This is a genomic window from Actinacidiphila acididurans (genome assembly GCF_016918855.1).
In the GTDB taxonomy this organism is placed as follows: domain Bacteria; phylum Actinomycetota; class Actinomycetes; order Streptomycetales; family Streptomycetaceae; genus Actinacidiphila; species Actinacidiphila acididurans.
Genome location: NZ_JADKYB010000007.1, coordinates 30,932 through 49,845, shown reverse-complemented (window position 1 = coordinate 49,845; position 18,914 = coordinate 30,932). Strand labels below are relative to the sequence as shown.

General features: G+C 73.0%; 15 protein-coding genes and 1 pseudogene. 8 read left to right on the top strand and 8 right to left on the bottom strand.

The window, feature by feature from the left end; translation table 11 throughout:
* Nucleotides 1–57 precede the first annotated feature (57 nt).
* The 6 genes from ITX44_RS40980 to ITX44_RS14540 form a co-directional block, all read right to left on the bottom strand.
* The gene (locus ITX44_RS40980) at nucleotides 58–237 is read right to left on the bottom strand and encodes a hypothetical protein (RefSeq protein ID WP_236060610.1); all 180 of its coding nucleotides are present in this window, start codon (nucleotides 235–237) and stop codon (nucleotides 58–60) included.
* Between the two features lie 122 nt (nucleotides 238–359).
* Nucleotides 360–1,307, bottom strand: a complete 948-nt coding sequence (locus ITX44_RS14560) for an alpha/beta fold hydrolase (protein WP_205357634.1) — start codon at nucleotides 1,305–1,307, stop codon at nucleotides 360–362.
* A 13-nt stretch (nucleotides 1,308–1,320) separates the two neighbouring features.
* On the bottom strand, nucleotides 1,321–1,800 hold the full coding sequence (locus tag ITX44_RS14555) for a phage holin family protein (protein ID WP_205357633.1): 480 nt from the start codon (nucleotides 1,798–1,800) through the stop codon (nucleotides 1,321–1,323).
* Between the two features lie 320 nt (nucleotides 1,801–2,120).
* Nucleotides 2,121–4,079, bottom strand: a complete 1,959-nt coding sequence (gene acs, locus ITX44_RS14550) for an acetate--CoA ligase (RefSeq protein WP_205357632.1) — start codon at nucleotides 4,077–4,079, stop codon at nucleotides 2,121–2,123.
* 88 nt (nucleotides 4,080–4,167) lie between these two features.
* Entirely contained in the window at nucleotides 4,168–6,480 is a 2,313-nt protein-coding gene (locus ITX44_RS14545) for a bifunctional SulP family inorganic anion transporter/carbonic anhydrase (RefSeq protein ID WP_205357631.1), read from the bottom strand.
* Nucleotides 6,481–6,731: 251 nt separating this feature from the next.
* Nucleotides 6,732–7,721: an ATP-binding protein gene (locus ITX44_RS14540; protein ID WP_205357630.1), complete on the bottom strand. Its 990-nt coding sequence runs from the start codon at nucleotides 7,719–7,721 to the stop codon at nucleotides 6,732–6,734.
* A gap of 105 nt (nucleotides 7,722–7,826) precedes the next feature.
* On the opposite strand from ITX44_RS14540, the gene ITX44_RS14535 reads away from it, so the two are divergent.
* A complete protein-coding gene (locus tag ITX44_RS14535; RefSeq protein ID WP_205357629.1) occupies nucleotides 7,827–8,684 on the top strand; it encodes a Fic family protein in 858 nt (285 codons plus the stop codon).
* Nucleotides 8,685–9,107: 423 nt separating this feature from the next.
* Here the strand turns inward: ITX44_RS14535 and ITX44_RS14530 are convergent, their stop codons facing one another.
* Nucleotides 9,108–9,953, bottom strand: coding sequence for an HAD family hydrolase (locus ITX44_RS14530; protein WP_205357897.1), 846 nt, complete (start codon nucleotides 9,951–9,953; stop codon nucleotides 9,108–9,110).
* A 451-nt stretch (nucleotides 9,954–10,404) separates the two neighbouring features.
* On the opposite strand from ITX44_RS14530, the gene ssd reads away from it, so the two are divergent.
* The 7 genes and pseudogenes from ssd to ITX44_RS14495 form a co-directional block, all read left to right on the top strand.
* A complete protein-coding gene (gene ssd, locus ITX44_RS14525) occupies nucleotides 10,405–11,517 on the top strand; it encodes a septum site-determining protein Ssd (RefSeq protein WP_205357628.1) in 1,113 nt (370 codons plus the stop codon).
* Nucleotides 11,514–12,668, top strand: coding sequence for a TadA family conjugal transfer-associated ATPase (locus ITX44_RS14520; RefSeq protein ID WP_205357627.1), 1,155 nt, complete (start codon nucleotides 11,514–11,516; stop codon nucleotides 12,666–12,668). Before ssd ends, ITX44_RS14520 begins: the two co-directional genes overlap by 4 nt.
* 449 nt (nucleotides 12,669–13,117) lie before the next feature.
* On the top strand, nucleotides 13,118–13,873 hold the full coding sequence (locus ITX44_RS14515; RefSeq protein ID WP_205357626.1) for a type II secretion system F family protein: 756 nt from the start codon (nucleotides 13,118–13,120) through the stop codon (nucleotides 13,871–13,873).
* Nucleotides 13,874–14,526: 653 nt separating this feature from the next.
* Nucleotides 14,527–15,138: a type II secretion system F family protein gene (locus ITX44_RS14510; RefSeq protein ID WP_307795275.1), complete on the top strand. Its 612-nt coding sequence runs from the start codon at nucleotides 14,527–14,529 to the stop codon at nucleotides 15,136–15,138.
* Between the two features lie 187 nt (nucleotides 15,139–15,325).
* Nucleotides 15,326–15,532 (top strand): DUF4244 domain-containing protein, encoded by a 207-nt coding sequence (locus ITX44_RS14505; RefSeq protein ID WP_205357624.1) that lies wholly within the window; start codon nucleotides 15,326–15,328, stop codon nucleotides 15,530–15,532.
* A 40-nt stretch (nucleotides 15,533–15,572) separates the two neighbouring features.
* Nucleotides 15,573–15,902, top strand: coding sequence for a TadE family type IV pilus minor pilin (locus tag ITX44_RS14500; RefSeq protein ID WP_307795274.1), 330 nt, complete (start codon nucleotides 15,573–15,575; stop codon nucleotides 15,900–15,902).
* Nucleotides 15,899–16,186, top strand: a pseudogene (locus tag ITX44_RS14495) (Rv3654c family TadE-like protein); the annotation flags it as partial. The gene ITX44_RS14500 and the pseudogene ITX44_RS14495, both read left to right, overlap by 4 nt.
* A gap of 42 nt (nucleotides 16,187–16,228) precedes the next feature.
* On the opposite strand, the gene sftH reads toward ITX44_RS14495, so the two are convergent.
* Complete coding sequence (sftH, locus tag ITX44_RS14490; protein ID WP_205357622.1) at nucleotides 16,229–18,892, bottom strand: DEAD/DEAH box helicase; 2,664 nt, start codon at nucleotides 18,890–18,892, stop codon at nucleotides 16,229–16,231.
* Nucleotides 18,893–18,914 lie beyond the last annotated feature (22 nt).

The window sequence follows — 18,914 nt, the reverse complement described above, 5'->3', positions numbered from 1 at the left end:
CGGGATCGGTTCCGCGATGCGGGAACAGCCCGCGGTGCCGGATTCCGCGGTGCGGGATCAGTCCCTCGCGTGGCGCAACCGGGCGCCCATCCACCGGGCCCTGCGGCCCAGGATGCGGGGGATTCCCAGCCGGCTGTCCACCGCGTCCGGGGAGATGATCTGTTGCGCCGAGCCCTCGGGGGCGGAGGCGCTGCGGTGATTGCGTGATACGTCACGGTAGTCGTGCGTCCAACCCATACCGACCTACGTGCCCGGGGCCCTTGGTCAGTAATCGCCCCGAGGTCGCCCGTTTGGCCTATGCGCCCGGCAATTTGCCGATCGTGCGATCGTGGTACGAGCGCATGTGCGAGCGGGCACTGTCAGCGGTCCGGTTCCGGGTCCTTCAGCCAGTTGATCAGCTCGGTGGAGAAGGCCGCCGGGTCCTCCTCGTGCGGGAAGTGACCGAGCCCGTCGAAGAGCCGCCAGCGGTACGGCGCCTCCACGAACTCCCCGCTGCCGGCCACGCTGCGGGAGCCGACGGCCGGGTCCAGCGAGCCGTGCAGCTGGAGCGTGGGCACCCGGACCGGGCGCTTCATCCGCCGGTTGAACTGGATGCCGTCCGGCCGGGCCATGGACCGCACCATCCACCGGTACGGCTCGACCGCGCAGTGGGCGGTGGACGGGATCTGCATCGCCCGCCGGTAGACGCTCACATCGTGCTCGTCCGGCAGCCGCGGCCCGGACCACTCCCGGATGAGCTTGCCGACCATTTCCGCGTCGTCCGCGACGAGCTGACGCTCCGGCAGCCATGGCCGCTGGAAACCCCAGATGTAGCCGCCGGACTTGCTCTGCCGCAGATCGGTGAGCATCGCGGTGCGCCAGCGGCGCGGGTGCGGCATCGAGCACACCGCCAGCCGCCGGATCAGCTTGGGCCGCATCGCCGCCGCCGTCCACGCCAGGTAGCCGCCCAGGTCGTGGCCGACCAGCGCCGCGTCCGGCTCGCCGAGCGAGCGGATGACGCCGGTGACGTCGAGCGCGAGGTTGCCGGGGTCGTAGCCGCGGGGCGTACGGTCGCTGCCGCCGACCCCGCGCAGGTCCATCGCCACCGCGCGGAAGCCGGCCTCGGCGAGCGCGGTGAGCTGGTGCCGCCAGGTCCACCAGAACTGCGGGAAGCCGTGCAGCAGCAGCACCAGCGGGCCGTCGCCCGCCTCGGCGATGTGGAAACGGGCACCGTTGGCGGCCACGTCCCGGTGCGTCCAGGGCCCTTCGAGCCGTGCGACGGACGTGCCTTTGCCGGCGGGGTTGCGCGACCCGGCGGGGAGGTTCATGTCCCAGAGCGTGTCACATCTTCGCCTCGATCGCCGGGTTCGCGGCTGAGCCCGTGACCGAGGGGCGGGCGTCCTTCGGCTCCAGAGGGCGCGGGTGGGGCTTGGCCTTCTGCAGGACGGCGGCGGTCTGCTTGGCCGAGGTGATGGAGCGTTCGGGCTTCTTGACCTTCTTGAACCGGGAGTAGCCGACGAGGCCGGCGACCCCGGCGAGGAACATGTAGGCGCCGAAGACGATCAGGAACGACCAGCCCAGCGTCACACCCAGGGCGTGGATGCCGTACGCGCATGCGAAGCTGAGCATCGGTACGGCGAAAATCGCGAGGCCGATGGCCGCGACCAGCGCACCGCTGCCGAGCGCGGCACGCTTGGCGTCCTGCCGCAGCTCCGCTTTGGCGAGGGCGATCTCGTCGTGCACCAGGGCGGAGAGATCCGCCGTGGCGGAGGCGAAAAGCTGCCCGAGGCTGCGGTTGTCGCCATTGTGGTCTTGGCTCATCGGTCCTCCGTCGTCGTCGCGTCGCGTGAAGGTGTCGGTCGCCGTGGGCCGGGTGACGGTGCGACGACTGCGGCGGCGCGGCCGGGACGTCCGCGCGCCGAATCGGTCACCTCACTCGAAACGGTCACCCCGATCATGCCCTACGCCATGGTGTCGGCGCGCAGCTTGGGTCGGATGCGGCAATGCGGGAGAGCCCGGGGACGGGTAAGGGGCGCCCGTCATTGCGGACGCCCCTTACCCAGGGCCTTCGGAGACGTACGTGTCCGGTGCCGGCTGTCTGCCCGGAACCGTCGGCCCGGACCGTCCGCCCGGACCGCCGGTCAGTCCTCGCTGGGCGCGCTCGGCAGCTTGCTCTGGATGAGGTCCATCACTGTGGCGTCGGTGAGGGTCGTGACGTCGCCCAGCTCACGGTTCTCCGCCACGTCCCGCAGCAGGCGGCGCATGATCTTGCCCGAACGCGTCTTCGGCAGCTCGGTGACGACCAGGATCCGCTTGGGCTTGGCGATCGGGCCCAGCGTCTTGGCGACATGGTCGCGCAGGGCGGCGGCCAGGTCGGCGCTGTCCTCGGCGCTGCCGCGCAGGATGACGAAGGCGACGATGGCCTGCCCGGTGGTCGGGTCGGTGGCGCCCACCACCGCGGCCTCGGCGACCTTGGGGTGGGAGACCAGGGCGGACTCCACCTCGGTGGTGGAGATGTTGTGGCCGGAGACCAGCATCACGTCGTCGACCCGGCCCAGTAGCCAGATGTCGCCGTCCTCGTCCTTCTTGGCGCCGTCACCGGCGAAGTACCGGCTCTCGAAGCGCGACCAGTACGTGTCGATGTACCGCTGGTCGTCGCCCCAGATGGTGCGCAGCATCGACGGCCACGGCTCGGTGAGCACCAGGTAGCCGCCGGAGCCGTTGGGCACCTCGTTCCCCTCGTCGTCCACGACGGTGGCGGCGATGCCGGGCAGCGGGACCTGTGCCGAGCCGGGCTTGGCCTCGGTGACGCCGGGCAGCGGGGAGATCATCATGGCGCCGGTCTCGGTCTGCCACCAGGTGTCCACGACCGGGGTGGCGCCGGCCCCGATGTGCTCGCGGTACCAGACCCACGCCTCGGGGTTGATCGGCTCGCCGACGCTGCCCAGCACCCGCAGGCTGCTCAGGTCGAACTTGGCCGGGATGTCGTCGCCCCACTTCATGAACGTACGGATCGCGGTCGGCGCGGTGTACAGGATCGTGACCTTGTACTTCTGGACGATCTCCCAGAACCGGCCCTGGTGCGGGGTGTCCGGCGTGCCCTCGTAGATCACCTGCGTGGCGCCGTTCGACAGCGGCCCGTAGACGATGTAAGAGTGGCCGGTCACCCAGCCGATGTCGGCGGTGCACCAGTACACGTCGGTGTCCGGCTTGAGGTCGAAGACGGCGTGGTGGGTGTAGCTGGTCTGGGTCAGGTAGCCGCCGGAGGTGTGCAGGATGCCCTTGGGCCTGCCGGTGGTGCCCGAGGTGTAGAGGATGAACAGCGGGTGCTCGGCGTTGAACGGCTGCGGGGTGTGCTCCGCCGACTGGCGCCCGGTGATCTCGTGCCACCAGATGTCCCGGCCCTCGGTCCACGCGACCTCCTGCCCGGTGCGGCGGACCACGACGACGTGCTCCACCTGCGGGGTGCGGGTCAGCGCCTCGTCTATGGCCGGCTTGAGCGCGGAGGGCTTGCCGCGTCGGTAGCCGCCGTCGGCGGTGATGACCAGCTTGGCGTCGGCGTCCTCGATGCGGGAGGCGACGGCCTCGGCGGAGAAGCCGCCAAAGACCACGGAGTGGGCGGCGCCGATCCGGGCACAGGCCAGCATCGCCACGACCGCCTCGGGGATCATCGGCAGGTAGACCGCGACCCGGTCACCGGCGGCGACGCCCAACTCGGTGAGCGCGTTGGCGGCCTTGGACACCTCGTCCTTGAGTTCGGCGTAGGTGATGGCGCGGCTGTCACCGGGCTCGCCCTCGAAGTACAGCGCGACCCGGTCGCCGTGGCCGGCCTCGACATGGCGGTCGACGCAGTTGTACGCCACGTTCAGCTCGCCGTCGGCGAACCACTTGGCGAACGGCGGGTTCGACCAGTCCAGCGTCTGCGTGGGCTCGGTCGTCCAGGTCAGCCGACGGGCCTGGTCCGCCCAGAAGCCCAGCCGGTCGGCCGAGGCCTGTTCGTACGCGCGCGCCGTGACGTTGGCGGTAGCGGCCAGCTCAGCCGGAGGAGCGAACCTCCGCTCCTCCTTCAGCAGGTTGGCCAGGCTCTCGTTGCTGCTCACGCCAGCTCCTTGTCAGGGTGTCCCGGATGTCCCGGCACTACCTCACCAGTCCTTGCCCACGGTGACAAGGGCTCACTGCAAAAATGGTTTAGACCTTTGTGGTCAGGTCACGGGGATCGGGCCACGGGTCGTCACCCGGGCGGCGGCCCCGCCCGCCACAGGGGTCCGAGTCGTACATCAGGTGGCCGACCAGCGGGTTGTCCGGGCGTACGGCGGTGAACACGCTCGTCGACCGGTCCAGGATGTACGCCTGCGCCTCGGCCACGTGGAAGTACATCCCGTGCAGGTGCAACGTCCCCTCCGACACCCGGCGGGCGACGCAGGGGTGGGCCATCAGGTGGTCGAGCTGCGTCATCACGTTGACGAGCGCGAGGCGTTCCAGGTCGTCGGCCACGGGGCGGTCGGCGAGCGCCACCTCGCCGCGGCCCAGCCTGCCGATCCGGCCCATCCTGGCCAGGCTGGGCCTGCCGTGCCGCAGCCACCTGGCCAGCGGGGTCTGGGCGCCGGGATCGTGGTCCGAGCCGAGCAGGGCCTGCATCGCGCCGCAGCCGGAGTGGCCGCACACGGTGATGCTGGAGACCCGCAGCACGTCCACCGCGTACTCCACCGCCGCCGCCACCGAGTCGCAGGACGCCTCCGAGCCGGGCGGCGGCATCAGGTTGCCGACATTGCGCACGGTGAACAGGTCGCCGGGACCGCTGGAGGTGATCATGCTGGTCACCAGGCGGGAGTCGGCGCAGGTCAGGAACAGCTGGCCGGGTGACTGGCCTTCCCGGGCCAGCCGCGCCAACTCCTCGCGGACCAGCGGCGCGGTGTTGCGCTGGAATGCGGTGACACCGCCGAGAAGCTGGCCGCCGCTGGTGGCCGGGGTGCTCGCGGGGCGGGTGCAGTGGTGGTTGCGCCACGGGGTCCAGGGCCGGCAGGCGTGCGCGCTCACCGGCTCGCTGACGATCCGTCCGGCCCCGTCACCCAGGACCGCCCGGCCGCCGCGCAACCGGTGCCGCGTGCTCCACCCGTTCAGCGCCTCGTACGCCGCGTGGTCCATGAAGGAGCCGTCCAGCTCCACGATCACGTTGGCGCCCTCGGGCAGCTGGGCGAAGGCCCGGGTCAGCCGCGGGACCGCCAGGAACGTCAACTGCCCCGTCACCCGCACCCGGTGGCACCCGGGCTCGCGCACGATCGTGATCCGGGTCCGGGTCAGCCGGCGCAGGGCAAGGAAGACGGCGACCGCGACGCCCGCCACCAGTCCCTGGAGCACTCCGAACAGCACCACCGCACCGACCGTGGCCGCGTACACCGGGAACTCGCGGTGCCGCTGGACGTGCCGGATGTGGGCGAAGTTCACCATGCGCACCCCGACCAGCATCACCAGCGCGGCCAGGGCCGCCAGCGGGATGGCGTCGAGAGCCCTCGCGGCCAGCGCGGCGCACAACACCATCCACACGCCGTGCAGCACGGTGGCGGCCCGGGTACGGGCGCCCGCTTCGACATTGGCGGAACCGCGGATCGCGCCGCCCGCCACGGGCAGGCCGCCGAGCAGGCCCGACACCGTGTTGGCCACGCCCTGGCCGAGCAGCTCGCGGTCCAGGTCCGCCGGCGGGGGCGCATGCGGGGCCGGGCGCTTGGCGCGCAGGGTGTCCACCGCGACGGCCGACAGCAGGGACTCCATGCCTGCGACCAGGGTGACGGTCAGCACGGCGGCCGCCAGGACCGGCACCGGCGCGGCGGGCAACTCGGGCAGCGCCGGTGCCTGCCAGGTGGGCAGCTGGACCCGCGGCATGGACTGGCCCGCGCTCGCCGCGGTGGCCAACGCGACCGCCGCGAGCGGGGCGGGGATCGCCCGCAGCCGGGTGAAGGAGCCGCGCAGCCCGGGCCAGCCCAGGACGACGGCCACGGTCAGGGCGCCGATGACGGGTGTGGTGGGGTGAGCGACCATCAACTGTTCGGGCAGCGCCCGGATGTTCTCGAGCGCGGAACTCTGCGGGCTGCCACCGAGCACCACATGGAGCTGGCCGAGCGCGATGACCGTACCGATCCCGGCGAGCATGCCGTGCACGACGGCGGGACTGAGAGCGAGGGCAGCCCGCGCCACCCGGAGCGTGCCCAGCAGTATCTGGGCGAGCCCCGCGAGCACGGTGACCGCGCAGGTGGCGGGCCAGCCGTAACGGTGCACCAGATCGGCGGTGACCACGACCAGGCCGGTCGCCGCACCGCTGACCTGGAGCGGGGCGCCGCCGAGCGATCCGGCGACCAGGCCGCCGACGGCCGCAGCGATCAGACCCGCGTGCAGGGGCGCCCCGGTGACCAGCGCGATACCGAGCGACAGCGGCACGGCGATCAGGAAGACCGTGATCGACGCCGCCAGGTCGGACCGGTGGACTCTCATGCTTTTCCCCTCCATTCCCCTCCGCTGCACAAGTGCGCGTAAATGGAGAGTAATGGATCGATTGCGGAGAGTGAAGTCCAGAGGTCGAATCAGTGGGTGATTTACCGCGATCGAGTGAATTATCAGGTGAGGCTATGGGCTTCCTGGTGACCATGAGTGATGGACGCGTTGATCACGCCCGGTCGGCGCCCTCGGGCCGGCGCCCTCGGGTCGGCGCGCCCCGTCCAGTGGGCCCGGCTCTGTGGGCCCGGCTCCGTAGGCCCGGTTCAGTGGGCACTCGACTGGCTCAGCAAGGATTCGCTGAGTACGAACCCGGGGTCGATCTGGGCCGCGAGATCCAGGCCGGTCCGCTCGTTGCCCCAGCTCTCGGCGTTGCGGCGGTGGAAGTGGACCATCTGCTCGGTGTAGCGCCCCCAGTCCCTGGCGGCGTACCCGGTGTCGGCACGGGCGTGCAGCGTCCGCAGCGCCTCGCGGTTGGCCTCCTCCAGCAGCCCGAACCGGGGCGGGCGGCCCTTCTCCATGGCCCGAACCCACTCCGAATGGCCGACAGTGACCAGTAGGTCGTCGCCCACCTCGGCGCGCAGGAACGCGATGTCGTCCACGCCCTGCACCTTGTTGCCGACCACCGCCAGGGCCACCCCGAAGTCGCGGGCGTACTCGGTGTACTGCCGGTAGACCCCGACCCCCTTGCGGGTCGGCTCCACCACCAGGAAGGTCATGTCGAAGCGGGTGAACAGGCCCGAGGCGAAGGAGTCGCTGCCGGCCGTCATGTCCACCACCAGGTATTCGCCGCGGCCGTCCACCAGATGGTTCAGGCACAGCTCCACCGCGCCGACCTTGGAGTGGTAGCAGGCGACGCCCAGGTCGGACTCGGCGAACGGACCGGTCACCATCAGTCGCGCCTCGCCCTCGTCCAACGGCACGCGGCGGGCGCACGCGGTGTAGACCGGGTTGTCCTCGGACAGCCGCAGCAGCCGCGAGCCGCGGCCCGGCGGGGTCGTCTTGATCATTGCCTCGGCGGAGGCGATCCGCGGGTTGGCGCCGCGCAGATACTCCTTGATCTCCGGCAGGTGCGCGCCGAGCGCGGGCAGCGCGGCGGCCTCGTCCTCGTCCAGGCCCAGCGCCGGGCCGAGGTGCTGGTTGATGTCCGCGTCGACGGCGGTCACCGGGATTCCCTCGGCGGCCAGGTGGCGGATGAAGAGGGAGGACAGCGTGGTCTTGCCGCTGCCGCCCTTACCAACGAAAGCGATCTTCATGTTCGGTGAGCGTAGCGGCGCGTGATCGGACGGCACGGGATTGGAGTGGGCAAGGCCACTCGTTCGTGGTCGTGCCCGGGTGCGGGTGGTGCGTAGGGTCGTGCCATGGCTACCAACGCAGCTCCCTCGTCAGGCTCCGGACAGGCCGATCCGCTGGCCGTTCTCGGTGCTCTGCCGGGCGTGCCGGAAGCGGTGGACTCCGTACGGCGGGCGGTGGACCAGGTCTACGGGCACCGCGTGATGCGCCGCCGGTCCCAGGAGGTGGCGTCCGAGGCGGCCCTGCGCGGCGCCCGGGCGTCCGCGGCGCTGGCGGGCGCCGACTGGCCGCTGGAGGAGGTACGCCGGCGCAGCGACTTCTCCGCCGACGACGAGGCCCGCACCGTCGGCGCGGCGCTGCGGCTGACCGCCGAGGCGGGACAACTCCTGGGGATCTGGCGGCAGTCACCGGTCCAGGTGCTGGCCCGGCTGCACCTGCTGGCCGCCGGCGGGTCGGTGGACGAGCCGACGATCGGCCGGCCCCGGCTCGCGGGGGAGAAAGTCGCCGAACCGGTGCTGGACATCGCCGAGATACCCCTGCCCGGCCCGGACGAGGTCGCCGCTCGGCTCGACGGGCTCGCCGAACTGCTGCGGGCCGGCTCCGCGGCGCCCGCGCTGGTGGTGAGCGCGGTTGTGCACGGCGAACTGCTGTGCCTGCGGCCCTTCGGCTCCTTCAACGGCCCCGTCGCCCGGGCCGCCGAACGCGTCGTCCTGGTCGGCAGCGGCCTCGACCCCAAGTCGATCTGTCCCGCCGAGGTCGGGCACGCCGAACTCGGCCGGGCCGGCTATCTCAAGGCCCTGGAGGGTTACGCCTCCGGCACCCCCGACGGAATGGCCGAGTGGATCACCCACTGCGGCCGGGCGCTGGAACTGGGCGTACGGGAGAGCGTCGCTGTCTGCGAGGCCCTGCAGCGCGGCGCGGCCTGAGCGATGGGCCGGGAAGGACGCCCGCGGCCGGCCGCGGGCGCGAGCACGTGACAACCCGTCGCTGTCGCTCGGTCGAGGACCACGGTCCTCCCGGGAGCCGGTGGCGGCGGGCCTCGGAAAGGACTGCGGCGGCACCTTGGGGATGCCGCCGCCTGCACGTCCGTCGGGTTACCAGTGCGTGCTCGATATGTGCCCATCAGGTCGGGTGCTTTGCCCGTCACCTGGTGCGGCTGGCCCGGTTGGCGGGTCGGCTACGCGTGGGTGCCCGATTTTCATGCCTCGGTCCGTGGGGCCATCTGCTGTGAACTCGGTCTTCCTCTCGGAACTCCGTGGTCTCGCGGGCCGCTACGTCCTTTCTACCGCTGGTGTGCGATAAGCGGAACCCTTGGCTGCACTTTTTACTTTTCATTTCAGACGTGTCATTCAGGACACAATCATCGGCCGACGACGGCGCGACGCCAGCCACACCAGCCCGGCGGTGGCGGCCGCCGCTCCGACCGCGGCGACGGCGAGCACCGGGGCCGACGGCATCGGCAGCGCGGGGATGCGCTGATTGAGCCGCACCGGCCGGTTGAAGGTGAGTACCGGCCAGTCCCGGGCGACGGCCTCCCTGCGCAGCGCCCGGTCCGGGTTGACCGCGCAGGGATGGCCCACCGACTCCAACATGGGGATGTCGGTCACCGAATCGCTGTACGCGTAGGACCGCTCCAAGTCGTAGCCCTGCGACTGCGCCAGCAGTGTGATGGCCTCGGCTTTCGCCGGACCATAGACGTAATGTTCGATCTCCCCGTTGTACGCGCCGTTCTCCACCACCATCCGGGTGGCCACGACATGGTCGGCGCCCAGCATCTCCCCGATCGGCTCCACGACCTCGGACCCCGAGGCACTGACGATCACCACGTCACGGCCGGCCGCGTGATGCTCCTCGATGAGCGAGGCCGCCTCGTCGTAGATGATGGGATCGATGAGGTCGTGCAGGGTCTCCGCGACGATCTCCCGTACCTGCTGGACATTCCAGCCGCGGCACAGATCGGAGAGGTATTTGCGCATGCCTTCCATCTGGTCGTGATCGGCACCTCCGACCAGGTACACGAACTGGGCGTATGCAGTGCGCAATACCGCCCGCCTGTTGATGAGGCCGCCCTGGTAGAAGGAGCGTCCGAAGGCCAGGGTGCTGGACTTGGCGATCACGGTCTTGTCGAGATCGAAGAACGCCGCGGTGCGCGGTGGCAGGTGGTTTTCCACGGGACGAGCATAGGCAACCACCATTCGGCGTAAGCTCAGGCGCGTGGGTTTGCCTGAGAAGGCCATCGGGTACACCATGGAAGTCACGGATCGTTCGCGACCGTGCTAACCCGGTCTGGCTCCTCCCCCCCCGAGTCGGACCGTGGGGACGACCCCCGCTCTCCCCCCCGGCGGGGGTCGTCGCATGTCCGGATACATGTGGACGTCCTCGGGCGGGATTCGCTCCGTTTGTCACCGAGCCGATCATGACGCTCCCCTTCGTACGTGTGTGCGTTCCGCCGTGTACGACGAGTGACAGTCCGTAATCGTTACGGGGTCCGGGCGAACTCACCCTTCCGGGTGGTGGAGTTATCCACAATCGCCGAGTTGTCCACAGATTTCCAACCAAGATCATCCCAATTCCCCGTCGCTGTCCCAACCTGATCGCACGCGGTGCACACCGCGCTCGCATCTCGTACGACGGGGGACCGGATAAATGACAGGACACATGACACCGCCAGGTCGGCTGCCGGCCGTGGCGGAACGGAACCGCCGACCGCTGATTGTTACGCAAGACGAATCACTTCTCGACGATCTGCTCCGGCTGTGTGCCGCGGCCGGTACGGAACCGGAAGTCGTCTTCGAGCGGACTCCAGGCGCGACAACTTGGGACAACGCACCGCTTGTCCTTGTCGGAGCGGAAGCCTCCGGAAGAGTCCGCGGTATTGCCCGGCGCGCCGGTGTGGTGCTGGTCGGACGCAACCTCGACGACCACAAGGTCTGGCGCCAGGCGTTGAACATCGGCGCCGATCAGGTGGTCATGCTGCCCGACGGCGAGACCTGGCTGGCCGGCCGGATCGCCGACGTGGCGGAGGGGGCCGGCGAACCGGCGCTGACCGTCGGTGTCGTCGGCGGCCGGGGCGGTGCCGGGGCCAGCACCCTCGCCTGTGCACTGGCCGTCACCGCGGCTCGCGCCGGGCGGCGCACCATGCTCATCGACGGCGATCCGCTCGGTGGCGGCCTGGACATCCTGCTCGGTGCCGAACGCACGGCCGGCCTGCGCTGGCCCGATTTCGCCGACTCCCGCGGCCGGGTCAGCAGCGGAGCTCTGGAGGAATCGCTGCCCCGGCTGGACTCGCTCAGCGTCCTGAGCTGGGATCGCGGTGACACCGTGGTGGTGCCCCCGCAGGCGATGCGGTCCGTGCTCGGCGCCGCCCGCCGCCGCGGCGGCCTGGTCGTGGTCGACCTGCCCCGCCGGGTGGACGACACGATCGCCGAGACCCTGGCCCAGATCGACATCGGGCTGCTCGTGGTCCCGTGCGAGCTGCGCGCGGTGGCCGCCGCCGCCCGCGTCGCCGGTGCGGTGACCATGGTGCTCAAGGACCTGCGGGTCGTGGCCCGCGGACCGTCCGACGCGGGCTTGGACGACAGCGAGATCGCCCGCATGATCGGCCTGCCCCTGGCAGGCGAACTGCCCGACGAGCCCGCGCTCGCCGACGCCGTCACCGCGGTCCACCCGCCCGGCTCGACTCCCCGCGGACCCCTGGCCCGCTTCTGCGGCGCCTTCCTTGCGCAGGCGCTGCCCACCGGCGGGAGCGTGACCGTATGACCGCCGGACTCCTGGACGCCGTACGGCTGCGCCTGGCCGAGGACGGCGGCGAACCCACACCCGCCAGGGTCGCCGCGGCCCTGCGCGCGCAGGGCCGGCTGCTGGGCGACGCCGAGGTGCTCGGCGTGGTCGCCGCTCTGCGCTCCGAACTGGTCGGCGTCGGCCCGCTGGAGCCGCTGCTCGCCGACCCGGACGTCACCGACATCCTGGTCAACGCCCCGGATCAGGTGTGGATCGACCGCGGCCACGGACTGGAGCGCAGCGACGTGTCCTTCCCCGACACCGCCGCCGTGCGCCGCCTCGCGCAGCGCCTGGCGACCACGGCGGGCCGCCGGCTGGACGACGCCCGCCCATGGGTCGACGCCCGCCTCCCCGACGGCACCCGGCTGCACGCCGTGCTGCCCCCGGTCGTCGTCGGCTCACCCTGCCTGTCGCTGCGCGTGGTGCGCGCCCGGGCCTTCACCCTGGCCGAACTCGTCACGGCCGGCACGCTGGACCCGGACACCGTGGCGCTGCTGCGCGCACTTCTCGACGCCCGCCTGTCCTTCATGATCAGCGGCGGCACCGGCTCAGGGAAGACGACGTTGCTCAGCACGCTCCTGGGGCTGGTGGACCCGGCGGCGCGCATCGTGCTCGCCGAGGACTCCGCTGAACTGCGCCCGGACCACCCCCACGTGGTGCGCCTGGAGACCCGCCCGGCCAACCAGGAGGGCGCCGGCCGGGTCACCCTGCGGGACCTGGTGCGCCAAGCCCTGCGGATGCGGCCCGACCGTCTCGTCGTCGGTGAGGTTCGGGGTTCCGAGGTGACGGATCTCCTGGCCGCCTTGAACACCGGGCACGAGGGCGGCTGCGGCACTGTGCACGCCAACACGGCCGCGGACGTACCGGCCCGCCTCGAAGCCCTCGGCTCGACGGCCGGGCTGGACCGGGCGGCCCTGCACAGCCAGTTGGCCGCGGCCCTGTCGGTGGTCGTCCACCTGGCCAGGGACAGTTGCGGTCGGCGCCGGGTCGCCGAGATCCACGTCCTGCAACGGACTGCGGACGGCCTGGTGGTCACCGTACCGGCCCTGCTGCGCGATGCCCGCGGCCGAGTGGAGCGCGGCCCCGGCTGGCAGCGGCTGACCGCCCTGTGCACGGCGGGTGCGTCATGAGGGCCGGGGCCGACCCGCAGGCGCTGCTGTGGGCCGCGGTGCTGTGCGCCGGACTCGCCCTGGGCCTGGCGCGGGGCCGTGACGACACGGTACGCCGGGCGCGGTGGCTGACGGGTGGGGCGCGACCAAGGGGACAGCAGGCGCGTGTCTCCTGGGCGCGGTTGACCGCTCGGCTCGGGCAATGGCTGCGGACTCGGGGGCGGCCCGACATGGACGGGCACGGGGACCCGACCGGCGGAGCGGGAAGCGATGACGGCCCGGGCAGCGCAGGCGGCGCATCGGGCGCGCTCGCCGGAAGCCCGCGTGCCGAGGGCGTTGACGCCTCCCGGTCCGGCGGTACGGGCCTGCTGCGGCCTCATGGTGACCGGCGGTCGAGGGCCGAGCGGTCGGGCAGCGGACGCTCCGAGGCCTCCGAGGCACGAACATGGGCGCGCCCGGCGTGGTGGCCGGTGCCGGGGGTCGGGCCGGAGGCGTTGTGCCTGCCGGTCGGGGCGGTGCTGGCGCTGGTGACCCGTTCGCCGTTGCCGCTGGTGGCCGGCGCGGTGGCGGTTCCGCTGACCGGGCGGGCGTTGCGGCGGCGGTCCGAGCGGGCCGCTGCGGAGCGCCGGGTGACGGCCGTGGCCGCGCTGTGCGGGGCGGTGGCGGCGGACCTGCGGGCCGGGCGGCCACCGCACACGGCCCTGGGCGACGCCGTCGAGGCCGCGGGCTGGCCCGCCTCACCCGACCTCGCGGAGACCGGACGGCTGCTGTTGTCGGCGGCGCGCTTCAGCGGCGACGTGCCGGAGGCGCTGCGTGAGGCGTCACGGCTCCACGAGGGCGCCCACGGGCTCCTGGCGGCCGCCGCCTGCTGGCAGGTGGCCGTGGACGGCGGCGCGGGCCTTGCAGCGGCCCTGGACCGCGTGGCCGCCGCGCTGCGCGCCGAGGCCGACCAACGCGACGACCTGCGCGCACAGTTGGCTGGGCCCCGGTCCACCGCCGTGCTGCTCTCGCTGCTGCCGGCGTTCGGGCTGGTACTGGGAGCCGGGCTCGGCGCCGACCCGCCGAAGATCCTGCTGCACACCCCCGTGGGCATGGCCTGCCTCGTCACGGGTGGGCTGCTGGAGTGGGCCGGGCTGGCCTGGACCACCCGCATCATCCGGGGCGCCGAGGGCGGAACGGCCAAGCGGACGGTCGCCGTCGAGGCGCCGGAGCGGCGGCCGTCATGAGCGGCGCGCTTGTCCACAGCCTGGGGATGACGGCGGCGATTCTGCTCGGCACCCTCGCGGCGCTCCTGGCCGCAGCCGCCAGGTGGCGGGACGCAAGGGCCCGGTGGAGGGCCCGCGGGGTGATGGGGGCCGGAGCCGAACGGGCAGCGGAGAAGGGCCGGCCGGGCGGAGGGATCCTGCGCCGAATGGCGGGAGGCCGAGGGGCTCTCGGGGAGGACGCGCGGGACGAGCGAGTTCCTGGCCGCTCGTCCGGGACCGGTGGTGTCGGCCAGCCCGGTCGGTGGCCCGGAGTCGGGGCTGCGCGCGAGGAGACGCCGGAAGGCCAGGACGCCTGGCCGGGGTCGGCAAGGGACGGGCGAGCGCCGGGTTTGCGGCTCGCGGGCGGCACGGCGAGCGGCGAGCCGTCGAAGCGGGCGCGGCAGCGGAGCGGGCCGCGTGTTCGGCGAAGTGGTGGCGTCGGGACGGCGCGTCCCGTACGCCGGGTCCGGGCCGGTTCCGCGGGGCCGGCCGCCGTGCGGATGGGGGCGGCACAGGCCGGGGGAGAGGCTTCCGAGTACGGACGTTCGACCCCGAGCCCGGACCGGGCGGCCTTCGAACGCGGCGGCTCCGAAGTGACGGGCGCGGAACGGGCGGAGCGGGGTCGCGGGCGCCGCGTGCTGCGGCAGTGGGGGCCGGCGATCGGGGCGGGTACGGGAGTTGCCGTCCTGGTCGGCGGGTTGGCGGGCCTGCTGGGCGGTGTCGTGGCCGGGATCGGGCTGAGGATGTGGCTCGGACGACGCGAGCAGGCGACGCCGGAGCAGGTCGAGAGCGGCGGGCCCGATCCGGCCGAACTGCCGCTCTGCGCCGACCTGATGGCCGCCTGCCTCGCGGCCGGGGCGACTCCCGGGGAGGCGGCCGGGGCCGTGGGGCGGTGCCTCGGTGGGCCGCTCGGGGCGGCGCTGATACGGGCGCGGGCCGAGTTGCGGCTCGGAGCCGACCCGGGTGAGTGCTGGGAGCGGTTGGGCCGGGTGCCCGGCGCCCACGAGATGGGCCGCTGCCTGGCCCGGGCCTCCACGACCGGGACGGCACCCGTCGCGGAGATGGCGCGGTTGGCGGCCGACTACCGGGCGGCGCAGGCGCGTTCGGCGCTCGGCCGGGCCCGGAAGGCCGCGGTGCTGGCCACCGCGCCCCTGGGGGTGTGCTTCCTGCCCGCCTTTCTGCTGGTCGGTGTCGCACCGGTGGTGATGGGCCTGGCCGGGACGGTGCTGGGCGGCCGGGCCGGCTGAACGCCCGTACGCACGGCTTCCGAATCCCGGCCCGGCTCAACGGCCGCCGGGTGGCGGTCGGTTGCCCCCGGCCGGTACAGCGCACGGTCACTTCGCCCCCATGGCCTGCGCAATGGAACAGACCAACGGACACAGATCACATCGATCCAACACATCCGAAGAAACACCACAACAGGAGGAAATGATCATGAAGAAGAAGCTCGTGGAATGGCTGGGCCGGCGGGTGCGGCAGTGCCGTGCGGCGGCGGACGCCGGGATGAGTACGGCTGAGTACGCGGTGGGGACGATCGCGGCGTGCGGGTTCGCGGCGGTGCTCTACAAGATCGTGACGAGTGGGCCGGTACGGTCGGCGCTCACCGGGGTGATCGTGAAGGCGCTCCATGTTCCGTTCTGAGCGGTGCCGTTCCGGGCCACGCGGGCGGGACGGCGGTTATGTGACGGCCGAGACGGCGATGGTGATCCCGGTGCTGGTGGCGCTCACCGGGCTGCTGATCTGGGGCCTGATGGCAGCCGCCGCGCAGGTCCGGTGCATCGACGCCGCGCGGGCCGGGGCCCGCGCGGCGGCCCGGTCGGAGACCCCGGACGTGGTGCGGCGGATGGCCCAGGAGGCGGCCCCGGCCGGCGCGCGGGTGACGGTGGTGCGGGACGGGGACTTGGTCCGGGTGCGGGTCACGGTGCCGGTGCCGCGTTATCCGGTTCCGCTCGCCGCCGAGGCCGCGGCCCTCGCCGAGGACGCGGTGCCGTCGCAAGGGGCGGGGCCATGAGGGCGCGCCATGACGACCGGGGCTCGGCCACGGTGTGGTCGCTGGGGTTGATGGCCGTGCTCATCGCGGTCTTCCTGGCGGTGCTGCACCTGGACCGCGCCGTGATCGCCCGGCACCGGGCGGGCGCCGCCGCGGACCTGGCCGCCCTCGCCGCGGCCGACCACGCCCTAGACGGCCGGGCCACGGCGTGCGAGCTTGCCGCACGCGTGGCCCGGGCCCAGGGCGCAGTCCTCACGAGTTGCCAAGTGCAGGGGGAGGTCTCCGATGTCGTGGTGGGCGTCGGGAGGGCCCGGGTGAGGTCTCGGGCCGGTCCGCCGCAGGTCGGCTCAGTTGTCCCCGCGGGAGGGGCGCCCAGCCCCGTTCCCGCCGCGTTTCGAGCCGCGCCCGCCCGGCGTCCGGGAGCCGGGTACGGAGTCGCCCGGCCCTGGGCCGTTTCCGGAGGTCTCGGTGTCGGCCGCCTGCGGGTCCGGTCCCGTCCCGCCCTCCCCGGGGCCCGGGCCGCGGGCGGGGCCCCGACCGTCGTCCGCCCGGCGCTCGCCCCCGGCGTCCGTACCCGTCTCTCCCGGGGCGTCACCCGCGTCCGCGGCCTCCGCGTTGGCCCCGCCGTCGTCCGCGCCGTCGGAGCTCGCTCCGGCCGCCAGGAGGCAGTCGAGGAGGCGGACCGCGGCGGCCTTGTCGAGGGGGTCGTTGCCGTTGCCGCACTTGGGGGACTGGACGCAGGAGGGGCAGCCGAATTCGCATTCGCAGGAGGCGATGGCCTCCCGGGTGGCGGCGAGCCAGGAGCGGGCGGTGCGGAAGGCGCGTTCGGCGAAGCCGGCGCCGCCGGGGTGGCCGTCGTAGACGAAGACGGTGGGCAGCCCGGTGTCGGTGTGCAGGGGTATGGACACGCCGCCGATGTCCCAGCGGTCACAGGTGGCGAAGAGCGGGAGGAGGCCGATGGAGGCGTGCTCGGCGGCGTGCAGGGCGCCGGGCAGCTCCTCCGGGTGGATGCGGGCGGCGTCGAGTTGGGAGTCGGTGACCGTCCACCACACCGCGCGGGTGCGCAGCGTGCGCGGCGGCAGGTCGAGCCTGGTCTCGCCGAGCACCTCGTTGGTCAGCAGCCGGCGACGCAGGTAGGAGACCACCTGATGGGTCACCTCCACCGAGCCGAAGTGGATCCGGGCCTCGCCCCAGGGTTCCTCCAGCTCGTCGGACAGGACGCGCACATCGGTGGTGTCGCGGGCCATGGTGGAGTACGGCGGGTCGGCGCGTTCGACCAGGGCGACGCCGTCGTCCAGGTCCAGGCGCCGGACCAGGTACGTACGGCCCTGGTGGAGGTGGACCGCGCCGTCGTGGACCGTGGTGTGGGCGGAGGAGGCGTCCACCGTGCCCAGCAGGCGCCCGGTGGCGGCCTCGACGACCTGGACGGGCCGGCCGCCCTCGCCGCGGATGTCGGTGAGGTCGGCGGCGCGCTCGCGCCGGGTCCAGTACCAGCCGCCGGCCCGTCGCCGCAGCAGGCCGCGCTGCTCGAGTTGCGGCACCAGAGAGGCGGCCTCGGGGCCGAAGAGGGCGAGGTCGTCGTCGGTGAGCGGCAGCTCGGCGGCGGCCGCGCACAGGTGCGGGGCGAGGACGTACGGGTTGTCGGGGTCGAGCACGGTGGACTCGACGGGCCGTTCGAAGATCGCCTCGGGGTGGTGGACGAGATACGTGTCCAGGGGGTCGTCGCGGCCGACCATGACTGCCAGGGCGCCTTGTCCGGTACGGCCGGCCCGGCCCGCCTGCTGCCACAGCGAGGCGCGGGTGCCCGGGTAGCCGGCCAGCAGGACCGCGTCGAGGCCGGAGACGTCCACGCCCAGTTCCAGCGCGGAGGTGGAGGCGAGACCGAGGAGGCGGCCGGAGTGCAGGTCGCGTTCGAGGGTGCGCCGTTCCTCCGGGAGGTAGCCGCCGCGATAGGCGGCGACCCGGCCGGGCAGGGCGGAGTCGATCTCGGCGAGGCGTTCCTGGGCGATCAGGGCGACGAGTTCCGCCCCCCGCCGGGAGCGGACGAAGGCGACGGTGCGCACGCCCTGGAGCACCAGGTCGGTGAGGAGCTCGGCGGACTCGGCGGTGGCGGTGCGCCGCACGGGGGCGCCGTGCTCGCCGGACAGTTCGGTGAGCGGCGGCTCCCACAGTGCGAAGGCGAGTTCGCCGCGCGGCGAGGTGTCCTCGGTGACCTCGGCGACCGGCACCCCGGTGAGCAGGGTCGCGGAGCGCCCGGGGTCGGCGGCCGTCGCGGAGGCGAGCACGAAGACGGGCTCGGCGCCGTAACGAGCGCACACCCGCCGCAGCCGGCGCAGCACCTGGGCGACGTGCGAGCCGAAGACCCCGCGGTAGGTGTGGCACTCGTCGATCACGACGTAGCGCAGGCTGCGCAGGAAGGAGGACCAGCGGGCGTGGGCGGGCAGGATGCCGCGGTGCAGCATGTCCGGGTTGGTGAGCACATAGCTGGCGTACTGGCGCACCCACTCGCGTTCCTCGAAGGGCGTGTCGCCGTCGTAGACCGCCGGCCGGACCGCCGTGCCCAGGGGCGCGGCAAGGGCGCCGACCGCGCGGCGCTGGTCGGCGGCCAGCGCCTTGGTGGGCGCCAGGTACAAGGCCGTGGCGCCCCGTCCGGCGGCGGTCCCGCGCCCCTGCTCGGCGCCGTCCAGCAGCGCGCTGAGCACCGGCGCCAGATACGCCAGCGACTTGCCCGACGCGGTGCCCGTGGCCACCACCACGGATTCGCCGCGGGCCGCGTGACCTGCGGCGAGCGCCTGGTGCTCCCACGGCCGGTCGATTCCGGCGGCGGCGATGGCGGCGACGACTTCGGGCCGGATGGAGTCCGGCCAGGATGCATGACGGCCGACCCGCGGGGGCAGGTGCTCCGTATGGGTGATGCGTACGGCGCGGTCCGCCCCCGCCGTGAGCCGCTCCAGAGCGGTACGGGGGGACGGGCGGCCGTGCGCCGACTGCGGAAGATGATCCTGGGCCATCGGCACTCAGTGTGTCACCGGT